Here is a 24,130-nt window from a genome sequence, read left to right as displayed (position 1 = left end):
TGTCAGAGCCGGGTTGCGGTGATGTTGAAATCGCGCGCCCCGAGCGCCACCAGCCCGCCCTCGCGCACGGCGGGCAGGCGCTGGCGGTGTTCGCCGGGGCCGCGGTAGTCGGCAAACAGGACGACGCCCGCCACGCGCGGCGAGCCGAGTTCCTGTTCGGTGAGGCGGCGCGTCTGGCCGGGGACGAATTCGTAGCTGCGCACCGCCAGGGCGGCGGGAAAGCTGCGCAGCAGCTCGGCGCGGGTGGCGAACCACTTGTTCGCGGGCAGGGCGAGCAGGCGGTCGAGCGTGCCGGCGTCGGCCGCGAACACGATGTCGAGCGCGACGGCGGAGTTGTCGTTGGCATCGGGATCGGCCACCACGAGCAGCCCCTTCCAGCGCAGGAAGGCGGGCGAGGCGCCGCCGGAAAAGGCGTTGGCCGTCGATGAGGCGACGACCGAGGCCATGTCGCCGACGGTGCTGCATCCGCCCAGCAGGCCGCTCAGGGCCGCGAGGCGGAGCCAGTCCCGTCGTGACGTGCGCAGGCGAGGACCGCTGCGTTGGGTCATGTCCGGAATCCCGATGTTGTTCGTGTTTGTGCGGTCAGGCGGCGAACCGCAGACCGATGCCCACCCCCACGACAAAGCTCAGGACGCCGGCCAGCGCGACGCATGCAAGCGCCAGCGCCAGACCGCGACGTGTCACCACCAGGCCGAGGGGCGCAGACGGAGCGCCGGGCACGAAGGCCCGCCGTTCCGCCGGCAGACCGAGATTTGCATGGGCCACGATTCCCGAAAGGCAGAACAGACCCAGCATTTGCCGTAGTCCCGAGCAAATACGGTCGGTCAGCAGGAGTAACGGCAGCAGCCCTTCGGCCGGCAGATGCAACCAGCCGAGCACCAGCGCCGCCGCGCCCAGCGCGCCGAAGGGCTGGCCCGGCCCGGCCACGACCGAGGCCACCGCCGCGAGCAGGCCGATCCACGCCAGCATCAGCGGCGCGGGCGCCTCGCCGTAGAGCGTGGCGACGAACACGACGATGGCCGCCGTGTGCAGCGCGGTGCCGGCGCGCAGCAGCACCGCGCCGGCCGGCACGAGCAGCTCGGTCAGCCCGCGCGCGAAGCCCAGGCGCGCGCCGAGCGCCTCGATCGTCGCGGGGATGGCCGCGACCGGCGATGGCGCCACCAGGCTCACGAACAGCGGCGCCTTGAGCGCGTCGAGCGCCTGCCAGGGCGTGCAGCCGGCGGCGCGGCAGATGACCGCGAGCGCGACCGCGCCCACCGGCAGGCCGGCGGCGAGCAGCACCAGCAGCGGCCCGCCGAGCAGGCCCACGGTGCGCGCGTCGGCGGTGGCGGCGATCTGCGCCGCGAGGCCGAAGGTGAGCAGCGGCAGCAGATGCAGCGCGAGCGCGATCAGCCGCTCGCAGGCGCGATAGACGGCTTCGAGCTGGCCCGCGAGCACGCGGTTGCGCTCGCGCCCGAGGCTCGCGAAGGCGAGGCCGAACACGAAGGCCGCCGCGATCAGCGCCGCCGGCCGGCCGTCGATGAGCAGGGCGAAGAGGTTGTCGAGATGGCCGCGCGCGGCTTCGGGCGGGCCGGCGTCGAGGGCGTCGAGGCCGGCGCCGAGGCTGGGGGCGAGGACAGCCGCGCCTGCGCCCAGGCCGCCCGCGCCGCGCGCCTGCGCCGCCAGCTCGGCCGCCGACGGCCGCAGCCGCATCACGTCGCGGCCCGCGTCGCCGCCGGCCTGCTGCACCAGCTCGCCGAGCGCGCGCAGCCCCGCCGCGTCGAAATGCCCGCCGAGCCCGGCGCCGCCGGCCGCGAAGGCGCCGAGCAGCCCGCAGCCGAGCAGCGCCAGCGCCGCCATCGCGAGCACGCCCGCGAGCCGCCGGCCGCGCTGCGGCAGCGCCACCACGTTGCGCACGCCGAACACCGTCGCCACGCCCAGCAGCGGCAGCGCGGCCAGCTCCATGAGGTTGCCGAACAGCCGGCCGATGAAGGCCGCGATGTCGCTGCCCGCCGGGCTCAGCGCGCCGAGCAGGGCGCCGGCCGCGAGGCTCGCGAGCAGCACCAGCGGATGGCGGGTCCAGGTCACGCGGGCGCCCGGTTCAGCCGTGGTTCCAGCCGCTGCGCAGGCCGTACTCGACGACCGCGCGCGCCAGTTCGAGCGAGCTGTCGATGAGCAGCATGCCGTGGGCATCGGTGCCGGCGGCGGCCGCGAGCGGCAGCTCGGTGCAGCCGAGGATGACGACGTCGGCGCCCTCGGCCTTCGCGTGGTCGAGCATGACCTGAAGGCTCGCGGCGGCGCCGGCGCGGTCGCCGGCCTTGACGCGGCGGATGCAGTCATCGACGAAGGGCTGGTCGCGCACCGGATCGGGCGCGACGCAATGCTGGCCGTGCGCCTCCAGCTCGCGCTGGTAGAAGCCCGAGGCCAGCGTGCCGCGCGTGGCCAGCACCATCGTGCGGCGCGCCCCGGCCGGGATGCGCTCGATGCAGGCATGCACGATGTGGATGATCGGCGCGAGGCTCAGCTCGCACAGCTCGCGGTACCAGTGGTGCGACGAGTTGCAGGGGATGGCGATGACGCCCGCGCCGGCCTCGTTGAGGATCTCGACGCTGCGGCGCAGGCCGGGCAGCGGATCGGCGCCGCGCCCGAGGATGGCGGCGCTGCGGTCAGGCACCTGGGGCAGGTTGGCCACGACCACGGGCAGATGCTCCTGGTCGCAGCTCGCGGGCGTGAGTTCGACGAGCTTGGACATGAAGTCCACCGTCGCGGCAGGGCCCATGCCGCCGAGCACGCCGATGCAGGTCATTGCACGCTCCCGGCGCCGAGGCGCAGCGGCTGCGGGCAGATGAGCGCGACCGCCGCCGTGTTGCCGATCACGATCACCAGCGTGCGCAGGATGTCGCACAGCGGATCGACCGCGACGAACAGGATGAAGGCCGCCTCGAAGGGCAGGCCCAGATAGCCGCAGGCCATGCCCGTGAGCGACACCGTCACCAGCCCCGACATGCCTGCCGACGCGAAGCCCGCGAGCACCGAGGCGGCGATGACGAGCGCCAGCTCGCCCGCGCCGAGCGGCCGGCCATACAGCTGGGCGATGAACAGCGTCGCGCACACGTAGTACAGCACCGGCCCGATGCGCAGCAGCGAGGTGGTGAGCGGCACCAGCAGCTCGACGCGCAGGCGCGGATAGCCGAGCCGGTCGGCCAGCGATTCGATCATCGCCGGCATGCAGGTGGCGCTGCTGCGCGTGGCGATCGCGAGCGCGAAGGGGCCGCGCAGCGCGCCGATGATCTCGGCCAGGCCCAGGCCGCTGCGGCGCCACAGGATGGCGAGCGCGAGCAGCAGCGCGAGCAGGCTCGCGACGAAGAAGGCGAGCACGAACTGGGTCATCGCGATCAGCGGCTCCTGCCCGGTCTTGGCGAGCTGCGAGGCGCTCATGCAGGCGATCACGATCGGCAGCGGAAGGTTGAGCCAGTGGGTGAGCGTCTGGCAGCTGCGGTAGACGGTTTCGAGCGCGGTGGTGAGGCCTTCCGACACGCGCGTCGGCACCTGGCCGACCGCGAAGCCGAACAGCAGCGCGAACACCAGCGACTTGAGCGTGTCGCCGCTGGCAAGCGCCGCGAACACGTTGGACGGCACGAGGCTCACGAGGATGTCGGCCGCGCCGGTGCGCTTGACCGCCTGATCGACGCCGCGCAGCTCCATGACCGTGTCGTTCGACGAGATGTCGGTGCCGACGATGCGGCCGAAGGTTTCTAGCGTGTGCTGGGGCAGGTCGGCGCCCGGCTGCATCGCGAGCAGCACCACGGTGCCGACCACCGCCGCCACGCCCGCGAAGGCGAGGAACACCACCGTGACGCGACCGAGCAGCTGGGCCGCGCCGCCCTCCTGGAACAGGCGCTGGAGGCTGAAGATGATGGCCGACACCATGAAGGGCAGGACGATCATCTTCATGAGATCGACATAGATGTCGCCGATGAAGCCGACCTGGAGCGCGAACGACGGCGCGAGGCTGCCGACGGCAAAGCCGGTGACGAGGCTCGCGAGCACCACCCAGGGGTTGAGTGCAAGCGATTGCAGGGTCTTGACGGAGAGGCTCATGTTGTGGGTGGTCCTTGGCGTCAGCGGGCGTCGGTCACGGCCTGCAACACCTTGTCGATGTCGAGCTTGGCCGGGCGTTGTTCGAGGTACTGGTTGACGAAGGCGAGCAGGACCGGGTCCTGCATGTTCACGGCGATGCCGAGCGTGTCTTCGAGGTCCTTGAGGGTGACGGTGCGCAGGGTGAGCGAGGCCGTGGGGTCGGCCTTGAGCAGGCGCTTGATCTCGAACTCGTCGCGGTAGGCGCCCACGACCTCGCCCTTGCGCACGGCGGTCACGACGTCATCCCACTTGGGGTAGGTCTTGAGCGTGGCGTGGCTGAAGTTGCGCGTCGCGTAATCGGCGAAGGACGACTTCTCGATCACGCCGAGCGTGCCGCCGAAGTCGCGCACCACGGCCGTCACCGGCCGGTCGAGCGCGAGCCGCGCGAAGGCGACGCGGTTGAGCACGAGCGCATGGTTCAGGCGCAGATAGGGCTCCGAGAAGCGGATGACCTGGGCCCGCGCCAGCGTGCGCGACAGCTTGCTGATGCCGAGGTCGGCCTCGCGCCGCGCGACCACGTCCACCACCTGGTTGAAGGTCTTCGCTTCGCGGTTGAAGCGCACCTTCGGCACCTTGAGTTCGCGCGCGATCTCGTGCGCCATGTCCACCTCGACGCCGACGAGCTCGCCGTCGCGCTCCTCGAAGAAGGGCGGCTGGTCGGTGCCGAGCATGGCCACGACCAGCTCGCCGCGCTCGACGATGCGGGCGATCTCGGGCGCGAGCAGGCGGCCGTCGGCGACGCGCACGAGGCCGGCGGGGGCGGCCGGCTGCGCGGGTGTCGCGACCGCGGCCGGGGCGATGGCCATCGCGGCCGGGCCGGTGGTCGTGGCCGCGACCGCGCCTCCGCTCGTGGTGGCTGGCGCGGCGGCGAGCGCGGTGACGGCCGGCGCCGTGGCGGTGGCGCCGGCGCTGGCCGGGCCGGCGCCCGGTGGCGCGGCGATGGCGGCGCTCATGCCGCAGGCGAGCAGGGCGGCGGCGATCCAGCGCCGCAGGGGCAGTCGGGCAGTGGCGGTTGTCGTCTTGTTCATGGCTCGGGAGGAAGAGGCGCGGGCCGGGTCAGCGCGCGAGCGCGGTGGCCGTGGCGGGCGCGGTGTAGATCGGCGCGCGCGGCAGGGGCGGCGGGACGTAGGGCAGGGCATCGGCGCGCGAGGGCGCGATGTTCGACGGCGCGGGCGTGGCGGGAGCCTGGCTGGCGGGCGTGGCCGACAGCGGCGGCAGCGAAGGCAGCGAGGCTGCCGACGGCAGCGCAGGCGCCGATGACGGCAGCCCGCGCAGCGCCTCGGCCACGGCGGCCGGCGAGCCCGGCGCGCCCTCGGGCGCGGCGAGCCGGCGGCCGGTCTCGACGCCGAGCAGGAAGAGCAGCAGCAGCAGCGCGCAAAGGCTTGCAACCGCGACCGCGAGCATGCGCGGCGTGAGCGAGAGGCGGTAGCTCATGGTCGGCTCCGTTCAGGGGACCATGACGGTGAACTGCCCCGCCATGTTGATGCCGATGACGCCGCCCCACATGCACATGAGCTTGGAGCTGTTGTTGAGCGCGGGCATGTTGCCGATGAGCACCGTCGGCGCGCCGGGCACCCAGGGCGCCATCGTCATCGGGATGCAGGGCATGGGCACGAGCGCGCCCATCGCGGCGGCGCTCGCGGCGGCCACCATCGGATTGGCCATCGACTGGCACATGCCGAAGGGCAGCACGTTCACCATCGGCTTGCCGTCCATGATGTTGGCGGCCGGCGCGCCGGTCATCGTGCGGCTGATCGGCAGCACCATGAGCGCGGCGGGCGCCACGCCGAAGGTGCACTTGGTGAGTGCGCCGGTGCAGACCTGCTGTCCCATGGCATTACCCCCGGATGAGCTTTTCGAGCCGGGCGATGACGCCCGGCGTGGATTCGTCGGCGCCGAGCGGGCGGCCCTTCATGTCGAAGCGCGCGGGCGGGCCGGCGAGCTTGCCGTTGCGGTAGCTGCTTTCTTCCATCAGCTCGCCGTTGGGCCAGTAGCGCCGCAGCACGCCGTGCAGCAGGTTGGCGCGGAAGTGCGCGACCTGCACCACCGTGCCCTCGGCGTCGTAGTCGGTGGACGGGCCGTCGAGCAGCCCCTTCACATAGCCGGCCTCGCGCACGAGCCGGCCTTGCAGGTAAAAGCTTGCAAGCCCTTGCAGCTGGCCGGCGCGGAAGGGCAGGCGCGCGCTCGGCTCGCCGGCCTCGTCGTAGCTCACGCTTTCGCCGTGCAGCTGGCCCTTCGCATAGGGCTGCTCCTGGATCAGCCGGCCGTTGGCGTAGATGCGCGTCATGCCGTGCTGGAGGCCGTCGCGGTACTCGGCGACCTGGGCGGGCTTGCCGGCGTCGTCGTAGAGCGTGAGCCGGCCCTGGAGCCGGCCGCGCTCGTAGTTGGCGTCCATCTGCGGCAGGCCGCCGGGGGCGAAGCGCTGCATGCGGCCGTGCGGCAGGCCATCGACGAGCGTGGTGCGCGCGACGAGGTTGCCGGCGTCGTCATGTTCGTCGAACACGCCGCTCGGCGGCGGCGGGTCGAGGTCGTCGGCCTCGGGTGCGTCGGGGGCGTCGGCCACGGCGTCGGCGGGCGCGGCGCCGGACAGGCCGGCGTCGGCCGGCGGCGCGGCGGTGACGGGTTGCGGAAGCGTCTCGTCCATCGCGCGCCTCAGTTGATCTTCACCAGCCCGCCCTTGAGGGTGAGCATGCCGCCGCCGTCCACGGTCTGCATTCCGGAGGCCTTGTTGTTGATCATCGCGCCCTTGTTATCGAGCGTCGTGCCGGCCTGATTGACGAGGCCCATGCTGGCCTTGTTCGTCAGCGAGGTGCCGGCCTGGTTGGTCAGCGCCGTGCCCGCCTTGTTGGTGAGCGAGGTGCCGGCCTGGTTCGTGAGCGCCGAGCCGGCCTTGGCCGTGAGCGAGGTACCGGCCGTCATCGTGATCGCCTTGCCGGCCTTGATCGTGATGCCGCCCGTCACGTCGAGCGTGAGGTCGCCCGTCACCTTGAGCGTGTACTTGCCCGACACCGTCTGCTTGAAGTCGCCCTTGTTGGTGTGCGACTCGTCGCCGGTGATCGTGAGCGTGCGCGTGCCCTTGACGTTGTGCGTCTCCTTGCCCTTCTGCACATCGACCGTGCGGTCGCCCTTGGTGAGGGTGTGCTTCTCGGCGCCCTCGGTGAGCGTGACGGTCAGGCCGTTCTCGATCTCGACCTTCATGTCCTTCTGGGCATGCAGGTAGAACTCCTCGGCGTCCTTCTTGTCCTCCAGCCGGATCTCGTTGCCGGCCTTGCCCTGCTTGGACGAGCGCGTCTTGATGACCGTCTGGGTCTGGTTGGTCGGCAGCGTCACGGGCGGCAGGTGCTCGCCGTTGTAGACCGCGCCGGTCACGAGCGGCCGGTCGGGATCGCCGTCCACATGCGTCACCACCACCTCCTGGCCGATGCGCGGCAGGAACAGCGAGCCGAAGCCCGAGCCGGCGGTCGATTGCGCGACGCGCACCCAGCAGGAGCTGGTGTCGTCCTTCTTGCCGACGCGGTCCCAGTGGAACTGGAGCTTGATGCGGCCGTACTTGTCGGTCCAGATCTCCTCGCCCTTGGGGCCGACCACCGTGGCGGTCTGGCTGCCGTGCACGCGCGGGCGCGGCGTGACGAGCGGCGGGCGGAAGGTGGTCGTGGCCGGGAAGGCCTCGAAGCTGTTGCAGTAGCGCTGGTCGCGCGCCGAGTGATGCACGCGGCGCAGCACATGCGAGGTGTTGAGCGCGCTGCGGAAGTGATCCTTGAGCGTGAACTTGGTGCCGGCCGCGAAGCTGTAGGCATAGCCCTGGCCGCGCAGCACATGGCTGTCGGCCTGGCTGGCCTGGAGCCGCAGCTTGGCCAGCGCCGTGCCGGCCGAGCTGCTCGCATGCCGCCCCGGCCATTCGAACAGCTCGCCCTTGCCGGTCGTGCCGCTGGCCTCGGCCTTGAGCGCGGTGCTCGGCTTGAGCGGGTCGAAATCGCTCAGCACATGCTTCTGCGGCACGAGGCGGTCCTCGACCGCGAAGCTCGTGATGGTGTCGGTCTGGCTCAGGGTGCCGGTCTCGGGCAGGAAGCGCATCGTCGCCGCGTCGGTGCAGGGCTGGTGCGCGGTCGACGCGTCGGCCAGCACCATCGTGTGGCTGCCGTTGGCGAAGGTGAACCAGTAGCAGATGCCGGCCGATTCCATGAGCCGCGAGATGAACTCGAAGGCGGTCTCGTCGTACTGCACGCAGTACTCGATCGCGGTGTAGGTGCCGGTGAGCTTGCTGCTGAAGGTGACGCCGAAGTCGCCGAGCACCGCCTTGACGATGTCGGCCGCCGACTTGTTCTGCCAGACCGCGCGGTCGCGGTCCAGCGTGAGCAGATAGGCCGTCGGCACGATCTCGGCCGAGTAGTGGGCGAAGTCGCGGTCGCCGCCGGTGTGCACGAAGCGGCTCGCGATGCCGTTGAAGTAGCGCGCCGGCCCGTCGGCTGCCTTGAGCGTGACGGTCACGCTCTTGCCGATGATCTTGCTGGCGTCGAGCGCGGTGTTGGACGAGCGCATCTGGAGGTTGATGCTGAACAGTTCCGAGATGCCCTCGCTCGCCTCCAGCGCGTCGAGCATGAGCACGTCCTTGCCGAAGGGCGTCGTCACCTGCAGGAAGTTGCCGGTCTGAACGAAGCCGTCCCTCATGCCCGGACTCCCGCGCCGCGCGCGCCGAAGCGGAAGGCGAATCGGCCGTCGGCGCCGAGGCTCATGTGGATCTGGTCGAAGGGCTCGGCCATCGACAGCCGTTCGAGCACGAGCGTCGAGAGTTCGGGCAGCACCGACTGGGTGAGGATGTCATCGACATTGCGCGCGCCCGAATCGACTTCGGTGCAGCGGCGCGTGATCGCGTCGGTCACGGCCTCGTCCCAGCTGAAGCGCGCGTGATGGTTGGCGTCGAAGCGCTCGGCCAGCCGGCCGAGCTTGAGGCCGACGATGCGGCGGATCTGCGCGTCGGCGAGCGGGTAGTAGGGCACGAGCACCAGCCGCGCGAGGAAAGCCGGGCTGAACTGGCGCAGCAGCGCGGGCCGCAGCTTCGCCACGAGTTCTTCGGGCGCGGGCCGGCGGCCGCCGGCGCAGGCATCGGTGATGACGTCCTGCGCCGCGTTGGACGTGAGCACGATGAGCGTGTTGCGGAAGTCCACCGACACGCCCTCGCCGTCGTCCATCGTGCCCTTGTCGAACACCTGGAAGAACAGCTCCAGCACGTCGGGATGGGCCTTCTCCATCTCGTCGAGCAGCACGACCGAATAGGGCCGGCGCCGCACCGCCTCGGTCAGCACGCCGCCGCGTCCGTAGCCGACATAGCCCGGCGGCGCGCCCTTGAGGCTCGACACCGAATGCGCCTCCTGGAACTCGCTCATGTTGACCGTGACCATGTTGCGTTCGCCGCCGTAGAGCAGGTCGGCGAGGGCGCAGGCGGTCTCGGTCTTGCCGACGCCGCTCGGCCCCACGAGCATGAACACGCCCACGGGCTTGACCGGATCGTCCAGCTCGGCGCGGAAGGTGCGCACGCGGCGCGCGATCGCGTCCAGCCCCGGGTCCTGGCCGACGACGCGCTCGGCGAGGCGGTCCTTGAGGTGGAGCACGGTGTGCAGCTCGTCGGCGAGCATCTTGCCGACGGGGATGCCGGTCCAGCCCGAGATGACCTCGGCGACCTGGGCCGCATCGACATTGACGGGGATGAGCGGGTCGTCTTCCTGCAGGGCTTCGAGGCCCTTCATGAGACGGCCGAGGCGGGCGGCGTAGTCGGGGCTGTCGTCGTCGGCGGGTGCGGCGGCGCGCGATGGCTGGGCGATGCCGGCGCGGCCCGCGCCCGTGGCCGCGCCGCTGGCCGCGTCCGCCTGTTCCTGCGCCTGGCGTCGCAGCGCGACGATCTCGGCGACGGCGGCGCGTTCCTGGTCGAGCTTGGCCTGGAGCGTGTCGCGGCGGGCGACGAGGTCGGCGAGTTCGGCTTCGGCGTCGGTGATGGCGGCGGCGTGGTCGGCGCCGGTCGCGCGCTCGCGGCGCAGCACGCCGAGCCTGCCGCGCAGGCTCTCGATCTGGCGCGCGAGCGCCTCGATCGGCGCGGGCGTGCCGCATTGGCCGAGCGCGACGCGGGCGCACGCGGTGTCGAGCACGCTCACCGCCTTGTCGGGCAGTTGCCGGCCCGAGATGTAGCGGTGCGACAGCAGCACCGCCTCGCGCACCGCCTCGTCGATGATCTCGACGCCGTGATGCTTCTGGAGCGTGGGCACGACGCCGCGCAGCATTTCCATCGCCGCCTCGGGTTCGGGCTCGTCCACCTTCACGACCTGGAAGCGGCGCGCGAGCGCCGGATCGCGCTCGACATAGCGCTTGTATTCGGCCCAGGTGGTCGCGGCGATGGTGCGCAGCTCGCCGCGCGCGAGCGCCGGCTTGAGCAGGTTGGCCGCGTCGCCCTGGCCCTCGGCGCCGCCCGCGCCGATGAGCTGGTGCGCCTCGTCGATGAACAGGATCACCGGCGTGGCCGAGGCCTTGACCTCGGCGATGACCGACTTGAGCCGGTTCTCGAACTCGCCCTTCACGCCCGCGCCGGCCTGGAGCAGCGCCAGATCGAGCGCGCGCACCGACACCTCGCGCAGCGCCGGCGGCACGTCGCCCGCGATCACGCGCTGGGCAAAGCCCTCGACCACCGCCGTCTTGCCCACGCCGGCCTCGCCCGCGAGGATCGGGTTGTTCTGGCGGCGGCGCAGCAGCACGTCGATGATCTGGCGGATCTCGCCGTCGCGGCCGCGCACCGGGTCGAGCCGGCCCTCGCGCGCCTGACGCGTCACGTCCACCGTGTACTGGTCGAGCGCGGGCGTCGCGGCGCCGGCCGCGAGGCTCGGCATGCGCGCGCCCTCGGCGACGGCGCCCGGCGCTACCGGACTGACAGCGCTTGCGGCGACCGCCGCCGGCAGCCCGCCGGACTCGGTGGACTCGGCGAGCAGCGCGGCGAGGCGCTCTCGCAACTGGCCGCGCGGGATCACGAGCAGGCCGGGCGCGCTGTCGAGCAGCAGGCCGCGCAGGCTGTCCACCTCCAGCAGCGCGAGCATCAGCGTGCCCGAGCGCACCTGCTGCTGGCCGAGCAGCATCGAGCTCATGAGCCAGGCTTCCTGCAGCAGCGGCGCGAGGTGGGCCGACAGCGCCGGCGTGCGGCCGTTGCCGCGCTTGAAGCCTTCGAGCGCCTTGCGCAGCTGGCCCTGGATCAGCTCGGGCTGGATGCCGAAGGCGGGCAGGATCAGCGCGAGGTCGGGCGCGATCGGATCGAGCAGGTTCACGAGCAGATGCTCGGGATCGACATTGAAATGCGTCTCGCGCACGCACAGCTCGGCGGCGCGGGTCATCGCGGTCTTGCACTCGGCGTTCAGTCGCGAGAGCAGGGTGCGGATGTCGATGTCCATCGCGGTTCGGTCCTCAGGTGGCGGTCGGGGCGGTGGCGTTCGGATGCGCGGCGGTGCTCGCGGCGGCGGCGTGCGCCGGCGTGCTCGCGGCCGGGCCGAGGCGCAGCGTGACGGGCGGCAGCTCGCGCTTCGCGGCGCCGCCGGCGAGCCAGCCGTGCCAGCCGAGGCGGCTGCGGCCGAGCGTGGCGGCGCGGGCGCGGCCTTCGGCGGCGGGCTGGAGTTCGACGGTGAGGTCGAGCTGCTGCTGGACATGGCGACCTGCAAGCCATTGCAGGCGCGCGAGTTCGGCGCCGCCGGGCAGGAAGCCGTCCCAGCGGTCGGCGGGGATCGGGCCGACCCGCAGCGCGATGCCGGCGTCGTCATTCCAGGCGCGGCGGCCGAGCACCGCGCCCTGGCCGAGCACGGCCTGGCGCCCGAGGCCGCGCATGCCGGTGGCGTGGCGCCGGCCGTCGCCGTCGGCCGCGCCCGCCATGCCCGCGCGACCGGGCCGACCGAGCACCGACACCTGCGCATCACCGAGATCGAGCCAGCCGCCGACGAAGCCGCGCCCGCGCACCGCGAGACCGAGCCGGTCGGCGAGCAGCCCTTCGAGCCGCGCGAGCGAACGCGGTGCCGGGCCGAGCAGCGCGCCGTCGCGCAGCCACATCGTCTCGCCGGCCGGGCCGGCGGCGCCGCGCGCGAGGCCGAGTCCGGCCACCGCGTCGAGTACGCGCGCGAGCGGGCGCTGCGCGGGCGGCTCCCATTGCAGGCCGGCGCGATGCTGCTTGCGGCCCCGGTACAGGAAGCTGAGCCAGCGGTGATGAAAGATGTCGAGGAAGTCGAGCGGTGCCATGTCGCGCTGGGCGCGGCGTTGCAGCAGCAGCTCGGCCATGGGCAGCGGCAGCGGGCCGGTCGCGCCGGCGAGCGCCATGACCGGCGTTGTGAGCTTCCAGCGCGGGAGCTCGTCACTGGCGGTCGAAGCCGCGCCGGTACTCGACGAAGTCTCGGCGCCGGTGGCGGGCGCGCCGGCGCGCGGCGATGCATCGGCGCCGGATTCCGCCTCCGCGCCCAGCGCCCGCACCGCCGCCACATCGCTCGGCGCGAAGGCGAGCGTCACCTGCCCCGCGAGCGCGATCGCCTCGCCGCGCCCGTTGCCGTGGCCGAGCGGCGTCGCCTCGGGCGCGGCGCGTTCGAGCAGGCTGATCGCCTGGAACAGCTCGGCGCCGAGCAGCAGACGCCGGGCGTCCGGCGTCAGAGCAGGGCTTGTCGTCCGCTGATCGGTGGCCATTGCTGCCAGACCTCGTCACGGCGCCGCACGGTCAGGCGCGCGAAGGAATTGATGGTGGTGTAGAGGCCGAAGAAGCGCGCGAGCACCGCCGACAGCAGCAGCGGCGAGCCGCCCACGAAGGCTTCCTCGTCGAACTCGATCTCGATGTCGGTGCCGCGCCGATGGCCGCGCCAGGCGTCGTGGCCGACGTGGGCGATGCCGGGCCGCGCGCACAGGCGGCGCAGGCCGCGCACCTGGGCGAGGTCATGGGCGCTGCCGTCGCCGAACAGGCGCAGCAGCGCGCGCAGGCGCTCGCCGTCGTCATCGCCGTCGAACAGCGAGCCGTGGTTGAGCCGCAGCAGCGAGACGAGCTGCCACATCGCCTGGGCGGCGAGCGGCGCGGGCCGCTGGGCCGACGGCAGGTAGAGGTTGTTCGCATGCAGCGCGCTCGACAGCCCTTCGGCCTGGAGGCGTGCGCCGGGCGGCAGCTGCTCGGCCAGGCGCGGCGAGCTGCACAGCAGATCGGCATGCAGCACCGCATGGCCGGGGTTGGCGAGGCCGTGGCGCGCATCGACGAAGCTGAGCCACATCTCGCTGCCGCGCGCTTCGGGCGCGCCGGCCGGCTCGCGTCGCGCCGACCAGTACAGGCCCGCTTCGGCCGCGTCGGCGTCGAGCGCGGCGAAGGGCGGCAGCACCACGTCGCGCGCCGCGTCGGGCTCGTTGAGATGCACGGCGACGATCGAATGCACCTCGACCTCGGGCCGCTCGCGGTCGCCGCAGAGCAGGTAGTCGTGCCGGCGCGCGTCGGTGCGCATCGGCTCGCTGGTGCGCGGGAACAGGTTGACCACGGGCACGCAGCCGGTCCGCAGCACGGCCGGGTCGATGCGCGCGGGCAGCGCGACGCCAGGGCGCAGATGCAGGCCGATCTCGCATTCCGTTCCGGCGCCGAGCCGGCCGCGCAGCCCGTCGATCTCGAAGAAATGGAACTTGCGCGCGAAGGCGAAGTACTCCTGCAACAGCGCATAGGCCGGGTCGGCATGCGGCGGCACGGGCAGCACGGTCTCGTCGGCGCCGAAGCCCAGCTCGCGCCAGTGGCGCGCCGCAAGCCGTTGCACGCCGTCGGCGGTGTGCAGGCTGATGCCGGCGACGCCGCTCGCGAGCAGGTCGTAGAGCGGCATGGTCTGGGTCCAGTCGCCGTGCAGATGCAGGCGCAGGCGGTCCAGCTCAAGCTCGGCCAGATCGTTGCCCGCGTCGCAGCGCAGGCGCAGGCGCAGCTCGCGGCCATCGACGAGGCGGGTTTCGGCAATCTGCACCGGCCACAGCAGGCTGTCCCAGGCGGTGCGCAGGCGACAGGCTTCGCCGCCCGCGCCGTGGGCGACGAGCACGGTATGGCGCGGCACCGGCAGGCCGGCGGTGATCTTGCCCTGCGACGGATCGAGCGCGAAGGCGGCCACGCTCATCGCCGGCACCGGCTGGGCGAGCGTGGGGCAGAGGTTGTCGAGCAGCGCGGCGGCGATCTGTGGGAACTCGCGGTCGAGGTCGCGGTGCACGCGCGCGGCGAGGAAGGCCTGGGCCTCGATCAGCCGTTCGGTATGCGGATCGGGCGATTCGGCGCCGCCGAGGCCGAGCCGGCCGGCGACGCGCGGATAGCGGCGCGCGAACTCGGCGCCACGGTCGTGCAGATAGACGAGTTCGCGTTCGTAGTAGCTGAGCAGATCGTCGCTGACGCGCATCAGGCGGCTCCGATGCTGGCAGTGCCCGGCTCGGCGTCGAGGTCGAAGCGCACGCGGCGCAGCTCGTGGCCGAGGCGCACGGCCGCGTCGATGTGGACGCGCGCGCGCTGGGGCGAGGCGGGGTCGTCGGTGAGCGTCACCTCGGCATGCATGAGGCGCGGCTCGAACAGGCGGATCGCATGCGCGATGGCGTCGCGCAGGGCGGCGAGGTCGTCGGCGGAGCGCGCCGACAGCGCGCTGAAATCGGGAAGGCCGTAGTCGAGCACGGTCGCGGCCTTGTCTGCGTACTCGGCCAGGCCGAGCCGCGAGCGGGTGTTGAGCAGGCGGGAAAGTTCGCCCGCGAGCGATTGCCGCAGCCCCCGCGCATCGAGCACCGCGCCGTCGGCCGTCTCGTCATCGGAGCAGAGGCGGTCGAACAGCGGCATCGGTGCGGCGGGCAGGGCGGCGGGCATGGTGCTTCCTCGGCGGTGCCGGCGCCGCCCGCCGCGCGGGCCGCGCCGGCGGGGGATCAGGCGGCCTTGTTGGTTTCCAGATCCCAGCCGAAGTTGGCCGTGCCCTTCTTGGTCGAGTCGGACTTCTGCTGCGTGAAGTCCATCGTGATCTTGGTGAAGTTGAGCGAGAAGGTGTCCATCGGGATCGTGCCGCCGCCGGCGCCGCCGGAGGTGGTGATGTTGGAAACCATCGCGCTGGTCAGCACGTATTCGAGCACCGACATGAACACGCCGTTCTCGTTGCGGCCGATGTGGATCTTGGCGTCGCCGAGCTTCTTGCCCTGCACGCAGGCGGCGTAGAGCACCGGCGTCGCCATGTCGCTCATCTTCGAGAAGGTCATCTCGGTGAAGACGGGGCGGCCGGCCGTGCGCTCGGTGTTGGAGGTGTCCATCTGCAGCGGCAGATGCACACCGTGGCTGAAGGACTGGATGATGATCTGACCCTGGTACTTGTCGATCTGGCAGTTGCCCTTCACGTCCTTGATTTCAAGAATGATCACGTCCATCTGGATGTTTCCCTGGCTTGTTGGAGTGGGCCGGCGCCGCGCTCACGGCGGGCCGGCCGGTTCGCTGTGTCGTGTCCGGATCAGGCCGGCAGCTGGGCGACGAGGCGGATGGAGGCGGTCAGTTCTTCCATCTGGAAGTGGGGCTTGAGGAAGACGGTGGCCTGGTAGGCGCCGGGCTTGCCGGGCACCTCGGTCACGTCCACGCGCGCCTCGCCGAGCGGGAAGCGCGCCTTGGTCGCCTGCGGCGCGCTCTCGTTGAGCAGCACGTAGTCGGCGATCCAGTTGTTGAGGTAGGTCTCGATCTCGCCGCGCGACTGGAAGCTGCCCACCTTGTCGCGCATGATCACCTTCAGGTAGTGCGCGAAGCGCGAGGCCGCGAGCACATAGGGTAGGCGGGCCGACAGCGCGGCGTTGGCGTTGGCCGAGTCCTTCGCGTACACCTTGGGCTTGTTGACCGTCTGGCCGCCGAAGAAGGCGGCGTAGTCCGTGCCCTTGGCATTGACCAGGCCGATGAAGCCGAGATCGTTCAGCTCCTTCTCGCGGCGGTCGGTGATGGCGACTTCGGTCGGGCACTTGAGGCCCACGTCGCCCTCGGCCGTCTTGAAGGTGTGGGCGGCGATGCCGTCAACCTTGCCGCCACCCTCGACGCCACGGATCGCGGTGGTCCAGCCGTACTTCGAGAACGAGTCGGTGATGCACAGGCCGAGCTGGTAGGCGGCGTTGGCCCAGAGGTACTTGTCGTGGTCGCTGCCGTCGACGTCTTCCTCGAAGTTGAAGCCCTCGACCGGCGAGGTCTTGGCGCCGTAGGGCAGGCGCGCGGCATAGCGCGGCACGACGAGCGCGAGATAGCGGCTGTCCTCGCTCTCGCGCAGGCTGCGCCAGGTGGCGAGTTCGAGGCTCTCGAACACCTTGGCCAGATCGCGCGGCACGCCGAGGTCGGCAAAGCTCTTGAGGTCGAACAGCGAGGCGGCGGCGGCCGAGATGAAGGGCGCGTGCGCGGCGGCGGCTACCTTCGACATGCGGTCGAGCAGGGCCATGTCCTGGGGATGACGGCCGAACTCGTAATCGCCGATCAGCAGCGAATAGGGCTGGCCGCCGAAGGTGCCGTACTCGGCCTCGTACACATGCTTGAACAGCACGCTCTGGTCATGATCGACCGCCGATTCGAGATCCTTGAGCAGGTCCTTCTTGCTCACGTTGAGCAGGCGCAGCTTGAGGCGCGAGCTGGTGTCGGTGCCGTGCACCATGTCGTGCAGGCCGCGCCACGACGATTCGAGTGCCTGGAAGGCATCGTCGTGGATGATCGCGTTGAGCTGGTCGGACAGGATCTTGTCGATCTCGGCGATGCGCTCGTTGATCGCGGCGACCACGCCCTTGTCGGGGCTGGTCTTCATGCCTTCGTCGAGGATCTGGGTCGCCAGTTGGCCCAGCAGCTTCTTGGCGTACTGGCCCTGCGACGGATCGACGGCCATGCGGCCTTCCTGGACGATGCGGTCGAGCAGGCTGGTTTCTGCGGTGGCGACGGCGGCGCCGCCTTCTTGTTCAAGTTCGTTGGCCATAGGTGCTCACACTCGGGAGTTGGCGGGACGGCGGAAGGCGGGCATCACTGGGCCACGGGCGCGGCTTCGCCGGCCTGCGACTTGAGCGATTGCAGCTCGGCGCTGTTGTTGACGATGGCTTCGAGCAGGGCGTCGAGTTCGTCGTTGCCGTCGAGCTTGGCGAGCAGATCGCGCAGCTGCTGGCGGGCTTCGAGCAGGCGCGCCAGACGCGGCACCTGCTTGACGATGGCCTCGGGGCGGAAGTGGTCGAACTCGGTGAAGTTGAGTTCCACCTTGAGGTTGCCCTCGCCCTTGAGCGTGTCGGGCACCGACAGATCGAGCCGGGGCGCGATCTTGGTCATGATCTCGTTGAAGTTGTCGCGGTCGATGTCGACGAAGCGACGCTCCTTGAGCTTGGGAAGCGGGTTCAGCGGCTGGCCGCTCAGGTCGGCCAGCAGGCCCACCACGAGCGGCAGTTCCTTCTTCTCGACCGCGTCGCCGATCTCGACGTCATAGGTGATCTGCACGCGGGGCGGGCGGTTGTTGCCGACCCATTTCTGAAGACTGTCTGCCATCGATGCCTCTCGGAGAGGAGTTGCCGGGCCATCCTGGCCCGAGGTCGTGCGCGGCATGAGGCGCGATGACGGCATTCCGCGCGGCTGGCGGGCCGGCGACATCGCGACTCAGGCAAGGCACGGGTGAGCTCGGTTCACTGCCGGGCCGTGCAAGCGCTTTCGGCGCCTGCGCGATTCCGTGGTGCGGCGGCTTGCGCTGCCGGCGACAGGTATGAAACCCGATGTGTCCTACAGGGCAGGCGCCGAATTGAGTGAGATAAACCGCCGATATCAGGTCATCGGCGCGAGGGGCCGCGCGCGATTGCGCGACCGCCGCGGGTTTGCCCGGCCGGCCGTGGGAACAGGAGGCGGAACATGAGCGAATCCCCCGAGCGCGCTGAGGCGGCGCAGACCGCGCGGCATTACGGCGCGATGCGCTTCACGATGTTCACCGTGTTCACGACGATCAGCGGCGCGCTGCTCGCGGCGCCCTTCACTGCGGGCGGCGCGGCCTTCGCGCACGCCGGACCGCGCAACCTGCTGGTGCTGTGCGTGGCGGGCGGGCTCACCTCGCTGCTGTTCGGCCTGCTTGAATGGCGGGTGTCGCAGCTGCTCGCGCATTACCAGCGGCGCGCGCACGAGCTGGGCGCGCTGCCGCTGCCGCCGGGGCACGGCGTGTGGCGCTGGGTGGCGCTCGCGGCGATGCTGCTGCCCTCGCTGGTGACGGGCGCGTTCTGGTGGCTGCTGTGGCGCGGCTGGCTGGTGTTGCCGCCGTCGGCCGCCTGAGGCGCGGCCTGCGCGATCATCCGGCCCTCGCGCGCCCCGGCACGCCCGCACACAGGACCGCAAGCCCCATGACCGCCGCCACTCCGCTTTCCGTCGCGCCCGATGCCCTCGCCGGCCTGCGCGTCGTCGAGATGGGCCAGCTCATCGCCGGCCCCTTCGCCGCCAAGACCCTCGCCGACTTCGGCGCCGAGGTCGTCAAGATCGAGCCGCCGAAGGGCGGCGACCCGCTGCGCAACTGGCGCCTCATCAAGGAAGGCACCTCGGTGTGGTGGCAGGTGCAGTCGCGCAACAAGAAGTCCGTCGCGCTCGACCTGCGCACGGACGAGGGCCGCGACATCGCGCGCCGGCTCGTCGCCGAGGCCGATGTGCTGGTCGAGAACTTCCGCCCCGGAACCCTCGAAGCCTGGGGCATGGGCTGGGACGAACTGAGCGCCCTCAACCCGAAGCTCGTGATGCTGCGCATCTCGGGCTACGGCCAGACCGGGCCCTACCGCGACAAGCCGGGCTTCGGCCTGATCGGCGAGGCGATGGGCGGGCTGCGCCATCTCACCGGCGAGCCGGGCCGGGTGCCGGTGCGCTGCGGCATCAGCATCGGCGACACGCTCGCGGCGTTGCACGGCGTGATCGGCGTGCTGCTCGCGCTGCACCACCGGCAGGCCAATGGCGGCAAGGGGCAGGTGATCGACGTGGCGCTGCACGAGGCGGTGTTCAACGTGATGGAAAGCCTGCTGCCCGAGTACAGCGCCTTCGGCGCGGTGCGCGAGCCGGCGGGCAGCGCGCTGCCGGGCATCGCGCCGTCGAACGCCTATCGCTGCGCCGACGGCTGGGTGCTGGTGGCGGGCAATGGCGACAGCATCTTCAAACGACTGATGACCGCGATCGGCCGCGCCGACCTGGCCGACGATCCGGCGCTCGGCAGCAACACCGGCCGCGTCGCGCGCGTGGACGAGATCGACGGCGCGATCGGCGACTGGTGCGCGCCACGCACGGTCGCGGGCGTGCTGGAGGTGCTCGCGGCGGCCGAGGTGCCGGCGGGCAAGGTCTATACCGCGAAGGACATCGCCGAAGACCCGCACTACCGCGCGCGCGGCATGATCCTCAGGCAGCCGACGCGCGACGGCTACGAGGTCGAGGTGCCGGGCATCGTGCCCAAGCTGCTCGGCACGCCGGGGCGTGTGCGGTCGTCGGCGCCGGGGCTGGGCGACGACACCGACGCGGTGCTCGCGGGCCTCGGCATCACGCCGGCGCAGATCGCGGCGATGCGCGAGCGCGGGGTGATCGCATGAGCGCGGCGCGGGGCGTGGCGGCGACCGTCGGCCCGGCACCTGTACCGTCGGACGCGGGATTGCAAACCTTTGCAGAACCGGCCTCGCCTTGGCACGTCGCGGGGCGGCGGCTGTGGCTCAACGAGGTCGGCCCGCGCGACGGCTTTCAGGTCGAGCCGGTGTTCGTGCCCACGGCCGACAAGATCGCGCTGATCGACGCGCTGTCGGCGCTCGGCTTCGCGAAGATCGAGGCGACGGCCTTCGTGTCGCCGAAGGCGGTGCCGGCGCTCGCCGACGCGGCCGAGGTCATGCGCGGCATCCGGCGCGCGCCGGGCGTCGTCTATGCCGCGCTGGTGCCGAACGCGCGCGGCGCCGAGGCGGCGATCGCGGCCGGCGCCGACGAGCTGAACCTTGTCATGTCGGCGAGCGAGACGCACAACCTCGCCAACCTGCGCATGACGCGCGAGCAGTCGTTCGCGCAGTTCGGCGCGGTGGTCGCGCTCGCGCGCGCGGCGGGGCGGGCGGTGAATGTGTCGCTCAGTTGCAGCTTCGGCTGCCCGATGGAGGGCGAGGTGGCGGCGGCCGAGGTGCTCGGCTGGGTCGAGCGCTTCACGGGCGAACTGGGCGTGACGCGCGTCGCGCTCTGCGACACGACCGGCATGGCCTTTCCGCCGCAGGTCGAGGCGCTGGTGGGCGCGGTGCTCACGCGCTGGCCGGGGCTTGAGCTGACGCTGCACTTCCACGACACGCGCGGGCTGGGCCTCGCCAATCTGCTCGCGGCGGCGGGCGCGGGCGCGACGCGCTTCGACATGGCGCTCGGCGGCCTCGGCGGTTGCCCCTACGCGCCGGGCGCGACCGGCAATGTGTGCAGCGAGGATGTCGTGCACGCGCTCGCGCTCATGGGCTACGACACCGGTATCGACCTCGAAGGGCTGATCGCCGCGTCGCGCCGGTTGCCGGCGCTGATCGGGCGCGAGACGCCGGGGCAGGTGGCGAAGGCGGGGCGGCGGCTCGATCTGCATGCGCCGCCGGCGGGGCCGGAGGCGGTGCGGGCGCGCCGGCCCTGAGCGCGGGCGTGTGGTCCGCGCCCCGGCGCCTCGGGCCGGTTCAGGCCGCCAGCACGGCGCGCGCCGGCGCGACCCGATGCTCGCGCGCCCAGTCGAGCGCATGCAGCAGCTGGCGCGACGCCTCGTCGAGCCGCGCCGCGATCTCGGCGTCGGGCTGGTAGCCGCCGTCGTCGCGCTTGCCGATCTGGGCGTCGCTCGCGTACACGCTGCCGACGATCCAGCGCGCGCCGAGCGCGGCGAGCATCGGCTTGATCGCGTAGTCGATCGCGAGCAGATGCGCGGGCGAGCCTCCGGTGGCGATCGGCAGCACGATCTTGTCCTTCAGCCCGTCCTGCGGCAGCAGGTCGAGAAAGCTCTTGAGCAGGCCGGTATAGCTGGCCTTGTAGATCGGCGTGGCGATGACGACGGCACTCGCCCGCGCGACGCGGCCGAGCGCGGCCTTGAGCGGCGGTTGCTCGATGTCGAGGCCGAACAGTGCGTCGGCCGGCAGTTCGCGCACGCGCACATCCTCGACGGTCGCGCCGCGCGCGACGACCTGATGGCGGATGACATCGAGCAGCGCGTTCGAGCGCGAACGGGCCTGCGGGCTGCCGGAAATGAAGGTGATGGACATGGGGCGCTCCGGTTCGGATGAGAGGCGGAAGGCGCCGGGCAGGGCCGACGCCACCGCCCGCGCAGACGCGGCATCCGTGCCAGCCCCTGAAGGCGGTTTCCGGGCATCGGGAAGCTGTCGGTTGCTGCTGCGCCAGCAAGCACGCAGCAGCCGCTGCTGCTGAAGCAGGGTCGGCGCTCCGGAATGCCGGCGATGGCCGGCCGCGCGCCGCATATCGCCCGTGGCACGGATGCTGCCGTTGCAAGCGCTGTCAATCCAGCACTTGCAGGCAACCATGGCACAGCAACTTCCCCTTTCCACCGGTACCGACTACGACCGCCTGGCCGCGCGTTTCCGGCCCGTCTTCGCCCGCATCGCCGAGGGCGCGCTCGACCGCGAGCGCAACCGCACCCTGCCGTATGAACCGATCGGCTGGCTCAAGGCGGCCGGCTTCGGCGCGGTGCGCGTGCCGAAGGAACACGGCGGCGACGGCGCCTCGCTGCCCCAGCTGTTCCAGCTGCTGGTCGAACTCGCCACTGCCGATTCCAACCTGCCGCAGGCGCTACGCGGGCATTTCGCCTTCGTCGAGGACAAGCTCAATTCGCATGACGCGGCCGACCGCGCGCTGTGGTTCTCGCGCTTCGTCGAGGGCCAGCTCGTCGGCAACGGCTGGACCGAGGTCGGCAGCGTGAAGATCGGCGAGGTCATCACCAAGGTGACGCCCGACGGCGACGCCTGGCGCATCAGCGGCCGCAAGTACTACACGACCGGCAGCATCTTCGCCGACTGGATCGACACCTACGCCCAGCGCAGCGACACCGGCGCCGACGTGATCGCAGCCGTCAGCACGCGCCAGCCCGGCGTGAGCATCGCCGACGACTGGGACGGCTTCGGCCAGCGCACGACGGGCAGCGGCACGGCCGTGTACGAGAACGCCGAGGTCGCGCCGGGCCATGTCACGCCCTTCGGCGAACGCTTCAGGTACCAGACCGCCTTCTACCAGCTCGTGCTGCTCGCCACGCTCGCCGGCATCGCGCGCGCGGCCGAGCGCGACATCGCGCACGAGGTGCGCAACCGCACGCGCATCTTCAGCACCGGCAATGCCGACTCGGTCGCGCGCGATCCGCAGATCCTCCAGGTGGTGGGCGAGGTCGCGGCGCGCGCCTGGTCGGCCGAGGTGCTGGCGGTGCGCGCCGCCGAGCCGGCCCAGCGCGCCTATCTCGCGCGCTTCGGCGGCGACGCGGCGGCCGAGAAGCAGGCCAACATCGACGCCGAACTCGAATCGGGCAAGGCCCAGGTGGTGGTGGCCGACCTCGTGCTGCGCGCGACGACCGACCTGTTTAACGCCCTCGGCGCCTCGGCCGCGAGCGGCCCCAAGGCGCTCGACCGCCACTGGCGCAACGCGCGCACGGTCGCGAGCCACAACCCGCTCATCTACAAGTCGCGCATCGCGGGTGACCACGCCGTCAACGGCACCGAGCCGCCCTATGTCTGGCAGATCGGCGCCGGCAAGGGCGCGAACTGAATTCCGACATCCTCCAGGAGTCCGACATGCCCGACACCACGCCCCACGCCCGCCCCCGCGTCAACACGCGCGAGCCCTTTCCCGCGCTGCCGCGCCCGAGCGCGCCGGCCCATGTGATCACCAGCGACGCCGAGGCGATCGAGATCGCGCAAGCGCTTGCAGCCCGCTTCGCGGCCGGCGCCGCCGAGCGCGACCGCGAAGGCTGGCTGCCGATCGAGGAGATCGACGCCTATTCGCAGAGCGGCCTGTGGGCCATCAACGTGCCGCGCGCATACGGCGGCGCCGGCGTGAGCTATGCGACGCTGGCCGAGGTGATCGCCACGCTCGCGGCGGCCGATTCGAGCATCGCCCAGATCACGCAGAACCATCTGACCATCCTCGCCCACATCGACCTCGACGGCAGCGAGGCGCAGAAGCGCGAGCTGTTCGGCCTCGCGCTCGCGGGCCATCGCTTCGGCAATGCCTTCAGTGAGCTGCACAGCAAGAATGTCGCGAGCTTCGAGACCCGCTTCGTGGAGGACGGCGACGACGTGATCGTCAACGGCGAGAAGTTCTACACCACGGGCGCGCTGCTCGCGCATTACGTGCCGATCGTCGCGGTGGGCGAGGCCGGCCAGGGCGCGCTGGTGTTTGCCGACCGCGCCGCGCCGGGCCTCACGGTCATCAACGATTGGTCGGGCTTCGGCCAGCGCACCACGGCCTCGGGCACGACGAAGATCGTGAACGTGCGCGTGCCGAAGTCGCGCGTGGTGCCGATCGCGGCCTTCGAGCGGCCGACCGCCGCCGGCGCGATCTCGCAGATCATCCAGGCCGCGATCGACGGCGGCATCGCGCGCGGCGCCCTCGCCGAGACAATCGCCTTCGTGCGCGAACGCAGCCGCCCGTGGATCGACAGCGGCAAGGACAAGGCCAGCGAGGACCCGTTCACGATCGCCCTCGTCGGCCGGCTGGTGCTCAACCAGCATGCGGCCGATGCGCTGCTCGAACGCGCCGGCCGCCTGATCGACGCGGCCGTGGCCGAGCCGACCGAGCACAACGTCAATGCCGCGACGCTCGCGGTGTCCGAGGCCAAGGTGCTCACCACCGAGGCCGCGCTCGACGCCGCGAGCCGGCTGTTCGAGCTGGCGGGCACGCGCGCGACGCTGCTGTCGCACAACCTCGACCGCTACTGGCGCAATGCGCGCACGCACACGCTGCACGACCCGGTGCGCTGGAAGTTCTTCCACCTCGGCAACCATGCGCTCAACGGCGTGAACGCACCACGCCATCCGTGGAACTGAGGCG

The 24,130-nt window shown here is 71.7% G+C and carries 22 protein-coding genes; 5 read left to right on the top strand and 17 right to left on the bottom strand.

Going from position 1 to position 24,130, the window contains the following annotated elements:
- Window positions 1–2: 2 nt before the first annotated feature.
- The 16 genes from H566_RS24680 to tssB form a co-directional block, all read right to left on the bottom strand.
- Window positions 3–548 carry a hypothetical protein gene (locus H566_RS24680; protein ID WP_051378678.1) on the bottom strand — a complete coding sequence of 182 codons (546 nt, stop codon included), beginning with the start codon at window positions 546–548 and terminating at the stop codon, window positions 3–5.
- Window positions 549–582: 34 nt separating this feature from the next.
- Window positions 583–2,067 carry a cation:dicarboxylate symporter family transporter gene (locus tag H566_RS0111870; RefSeq protein WP_028311607.1) on the bottom strand — a complete coding sequence of 495 codons (1,485 nt, stop codon included), beginning with the start codon at window positions 2,065–2,067 and terminating at the stop codon, window positions 583–585.
- Window positions 2,068–2,080: 13 nt separating this feature from the next.
- Entirely contained in the window at window positions 2,081–2,785 is a 705-nt protein-coding gene (gene cuyB, locus H566_RS0111865; protein WP_028311606.1) for a cysteate racemase, read from the bottom strand.
- Window positions 2,782–4,080, bottom strand: coding sequence for a dicarboxylate/amino acid:cation symporter (locus tag H566_RS0111860; protein WP_028311605.1), 1,299 nt, complete (start codon window positions 4,078–4,080; stop codon window positions 2,782–2,784). The genes cuyB and H566_RS0111860 overlap by 4 nt, the downstream gene beginning before the upstream one ends.
- A 20-nt stretch (window positions 4,081–4,100) precedes the next feature.
- On the bottom strand, window positions 4,101–5,147 hold the full coding sequence (locus tag H566_RS24675) for an ABC transporter substrate-binding protein (protein ID WP_028311604.1): 1,047 nt from the start codon (window positions 5,145–5,147) through the stop codon (window positions 4,101–4,103).
- 28 nt (window positions 5,148–5,175) lie between these two features.
- A complete protein-coding gene (locus H566_RS0111850; RefSeq protein WP_028311603.1) occupies window positions 5,176–5,553 on the bottom strand; it encodes a hypothetical protein in 378 nt (125 codons plus the stop codon).
- A gap of 12 nt (window positions 5,554–5,565) precedes the next feature.
- Window positions 5,566–5,952 carry a DUF4280 domain-containing protein gene (locus tag H566_RS0111845; protein WP_028311602.1) on the bottom strand — a complete coding sequence of 129 codons (387 nt, stop codon included), beginning with the start codon at window positions 5,950–5,952 and terminating at the stop codon, window positions 5,566–5,568.
- Window positions 5,953–5,956: 4 nt separating this feature from the next.
- Complete coding sequence (locus H566_RS24670; RefSeq protein ID WP_051378677.1) at window positions 5,957–6,763, bottom strand: toxin-antitoxin system YwqK family antitoxin; 807 nt, start codon at window positions 6,761–6,763, stop codon at window positions 5,957–5,959.
- An 8-nt stretch (window positions 6,764–6,771) separates the two neighbouring features.
- Window positions 6,772–8,787 carry a type VI secretion system Vgr family protein gene (locus H566_RS0111835; protein ID WP_028311601.1) on the bottom strand — a complete coding sequence of 672 codons (2,016 nt, stop codon included), beginning with the start codon at window positions 8,785–8,787 and terminating at the stop codon, window positions 6,772–6,774.
- Entirely contained in the window at window positions 8,784–11,543 is a 2,760-nt protein-coding gene (gene tssH / locus H566_RS0111830; protein ID WP_028311600.1) for a type VI secretion system ATPase TssH, read from the bottom strand. The genes H566_RS0111835 and tssH overlap by 4 nt, the downstream gene beginning before the upstream one ends.
- Before the next feature lie 13 nt (window positions 11,544–11,556).
- Complete coding sequence (tssG, locus tag H566_RS24665) at window positions 11,557–12,810, bottom strand: type VI secretion system baseplate subunit TssG (RefSeq protein WP_051378676.1); 1,254 nt, start codon at window positions 12,808–12,810, stop codon at window positions 11,557–11,559.
- Window positions 12,774–14,522, bottom strand: coding sequence for a type VI secretion system baseplate subunit TssF (tssF, locus tag H566_RS0111820; protein ID WP_028311599.1), 1,749 nt, complete (start codon window positions 14,520–14,522; stop codon window positions 12,774–12,776). Before tssF ends, tssG begins: the two co-directional genes overlap by 37 nt.
- Complete coding sequence (gene tssE / locus H566_RS0111815; protein ID WP_028311598.1) at window positions 14,522–14,974, bottom strand: type VI secretion system baseplate subunit TssE; 453 nt, start codon at window positions 14,972–14,974, stop codon at window positions 14,522–14,524. The genes tssF and tssE overlap by 1 nt, the downstream gene beginning before the upstream one ends.
- Window positions 14,975–15,030: 56 nt before the next feature.
- Entirely contained in the window at window positions 15,031–15,519 is a 489-nt protein-coding gene (locus H566_RS0111810) for an Hcp family type VI secretion system effector (RefSeq protein WP_028311597.1), read from the bottom strand.
- An 80-nt stretch (window positions 15,520–15,599) separates the two neighbouring features.
- Window positions 15,600–17,078, bottom strand: coding sequence for a type VI secretion system contractile sheath large subunit (gene tssC, locus H566_RS0111805; RefSeq protein WP_028311596.1), 1,479 nt, complete (start codon window positions 17,076–17,078; stop codon window positions 15,600–15,602).
- A gap of 44 nt (window positions 17,079–17,122) precedes the next feature.
- The gene (gene tssB, locus H566_RS0111800; protein WP_028311595.1) at window positions 17,123–17,632 is read right to left on the bottom strand and encodes a type VI secretion system contractile sheath small subunit; all 510 of its coding nucleotides are present in this window, start codon (window positions 17,630–17,632) and stop codon (window positions 17,123–17,125) included.
- A 354-nt stretch (window positions 17,633–17,986) separates the two neighbouring features.
- On the opposite strand from tssB, the gene H566_RS0111795 reads away from it, so the two are divergent.
- The 3 genes from H566_RS0111795 to H566_RS0111785 all read left to right on the top strand — a co-directional run bounded on the left by H566_RS0111795 (window position 17,987) and on the right by H566_RS0111785 (window position 20,729).
- Window positions 17,987–18,397 (top strand): hypothetical protein, encoded by a 411-nt coding sequence (locus H566_RS0111795; RefSeq protein WP_028311594.1) that lies wholly within the window; start codon window positions 17,987–17,989, stop codon window positions 18,395–18,397.
- A 68-nt stretch (window positions 18,398–18,465) separates the two neighbouring features.
- Window positions 18,466–19,683, top strand: coding sequence for a CaiB/BaiF CoA transferase family protein (locus tag H566_RS0111790; protein ID WP_028311593.1), 1,218 nt, complete (start codon window positions 18,466–18,468; stop codon window positions 19,681–19,683).
- A gap of 59 nt (window positions 19,684–19,742) precedes the next feature.
- A complete protein-coding gene (locus tag H566_RS0111785; RefSeq protein WP_028311592.1) occupies window positions 19,743–20,729 on the top strand; it encodes a hydroxymethylglutaryl-CoA lyase in 987 nt (328 codons plus the stop codon).
- A gap of 40 nt (window positions 20,730–20,769) precedes the next feature.
- On the opposite strand, the gene ssuE is transcribed toward H566_RS0111785, so the two are convergent.
- The gene (gene ssuE / locus H566_RS24660; RefSeq protein ID WP_034411499.1) at window positions 20,770–21,342 is read right to left on the bottom strand and encodes an NADPH-dependent FMN reductase; all 573 of its coding nucleotides are present in this window, start codon (window positions 21,340–21,342) and stop codon (window positions 20,770–20,772) included.
- Between the two features lie 274 nt (window positions 21,343–21,616).
- On the opposite strand from ssuE, the gene H566_RS0111775 reads away from it, so the two are divergent.
- Window positions 21,617–22,846, top strand: a complete 1,230-nt coding sequence (locus H566_RS0111775; RefSeq protein ID WP_028311591.1) for an acyl-CoA dehydrogenase family protein — start codon at window positions 21,617–21,619, stop codon at window positions 22,844–22,846.
- Window positions 22,847–22,872: 26 nt separating this feature from the next.
- Window positions 22,873–24,126 (top strand): SfnB family sulfur acquisition oxidoreductase, encoded by a 1,254-nt coding sequence (locus tag H566_RS0111770; RefSeq protein WP_028311590.1) that lies wholly within the window; start codon window positions 22,873–22,875, stop codon window positions 24,124–24,126.
- Window positions 24,127–24,130 lie beyond the last annotated feature (4 nt).

The organism is Derxia gummosa DSM 723, from assembly GCF_000482785.1.
In the GTDB taxonomy this organism is placed as follows: Bacteria; Pseudomonadota; Gammaproteobacteria; order Burkholderiales; family Burkholderiaceae_E; genus Derxia; species Derxia gummosa.
Note: the sequence above shows the minus strand (reverse complement) of the source record. Positions and strands in the feature narration are given on the sequence as shown.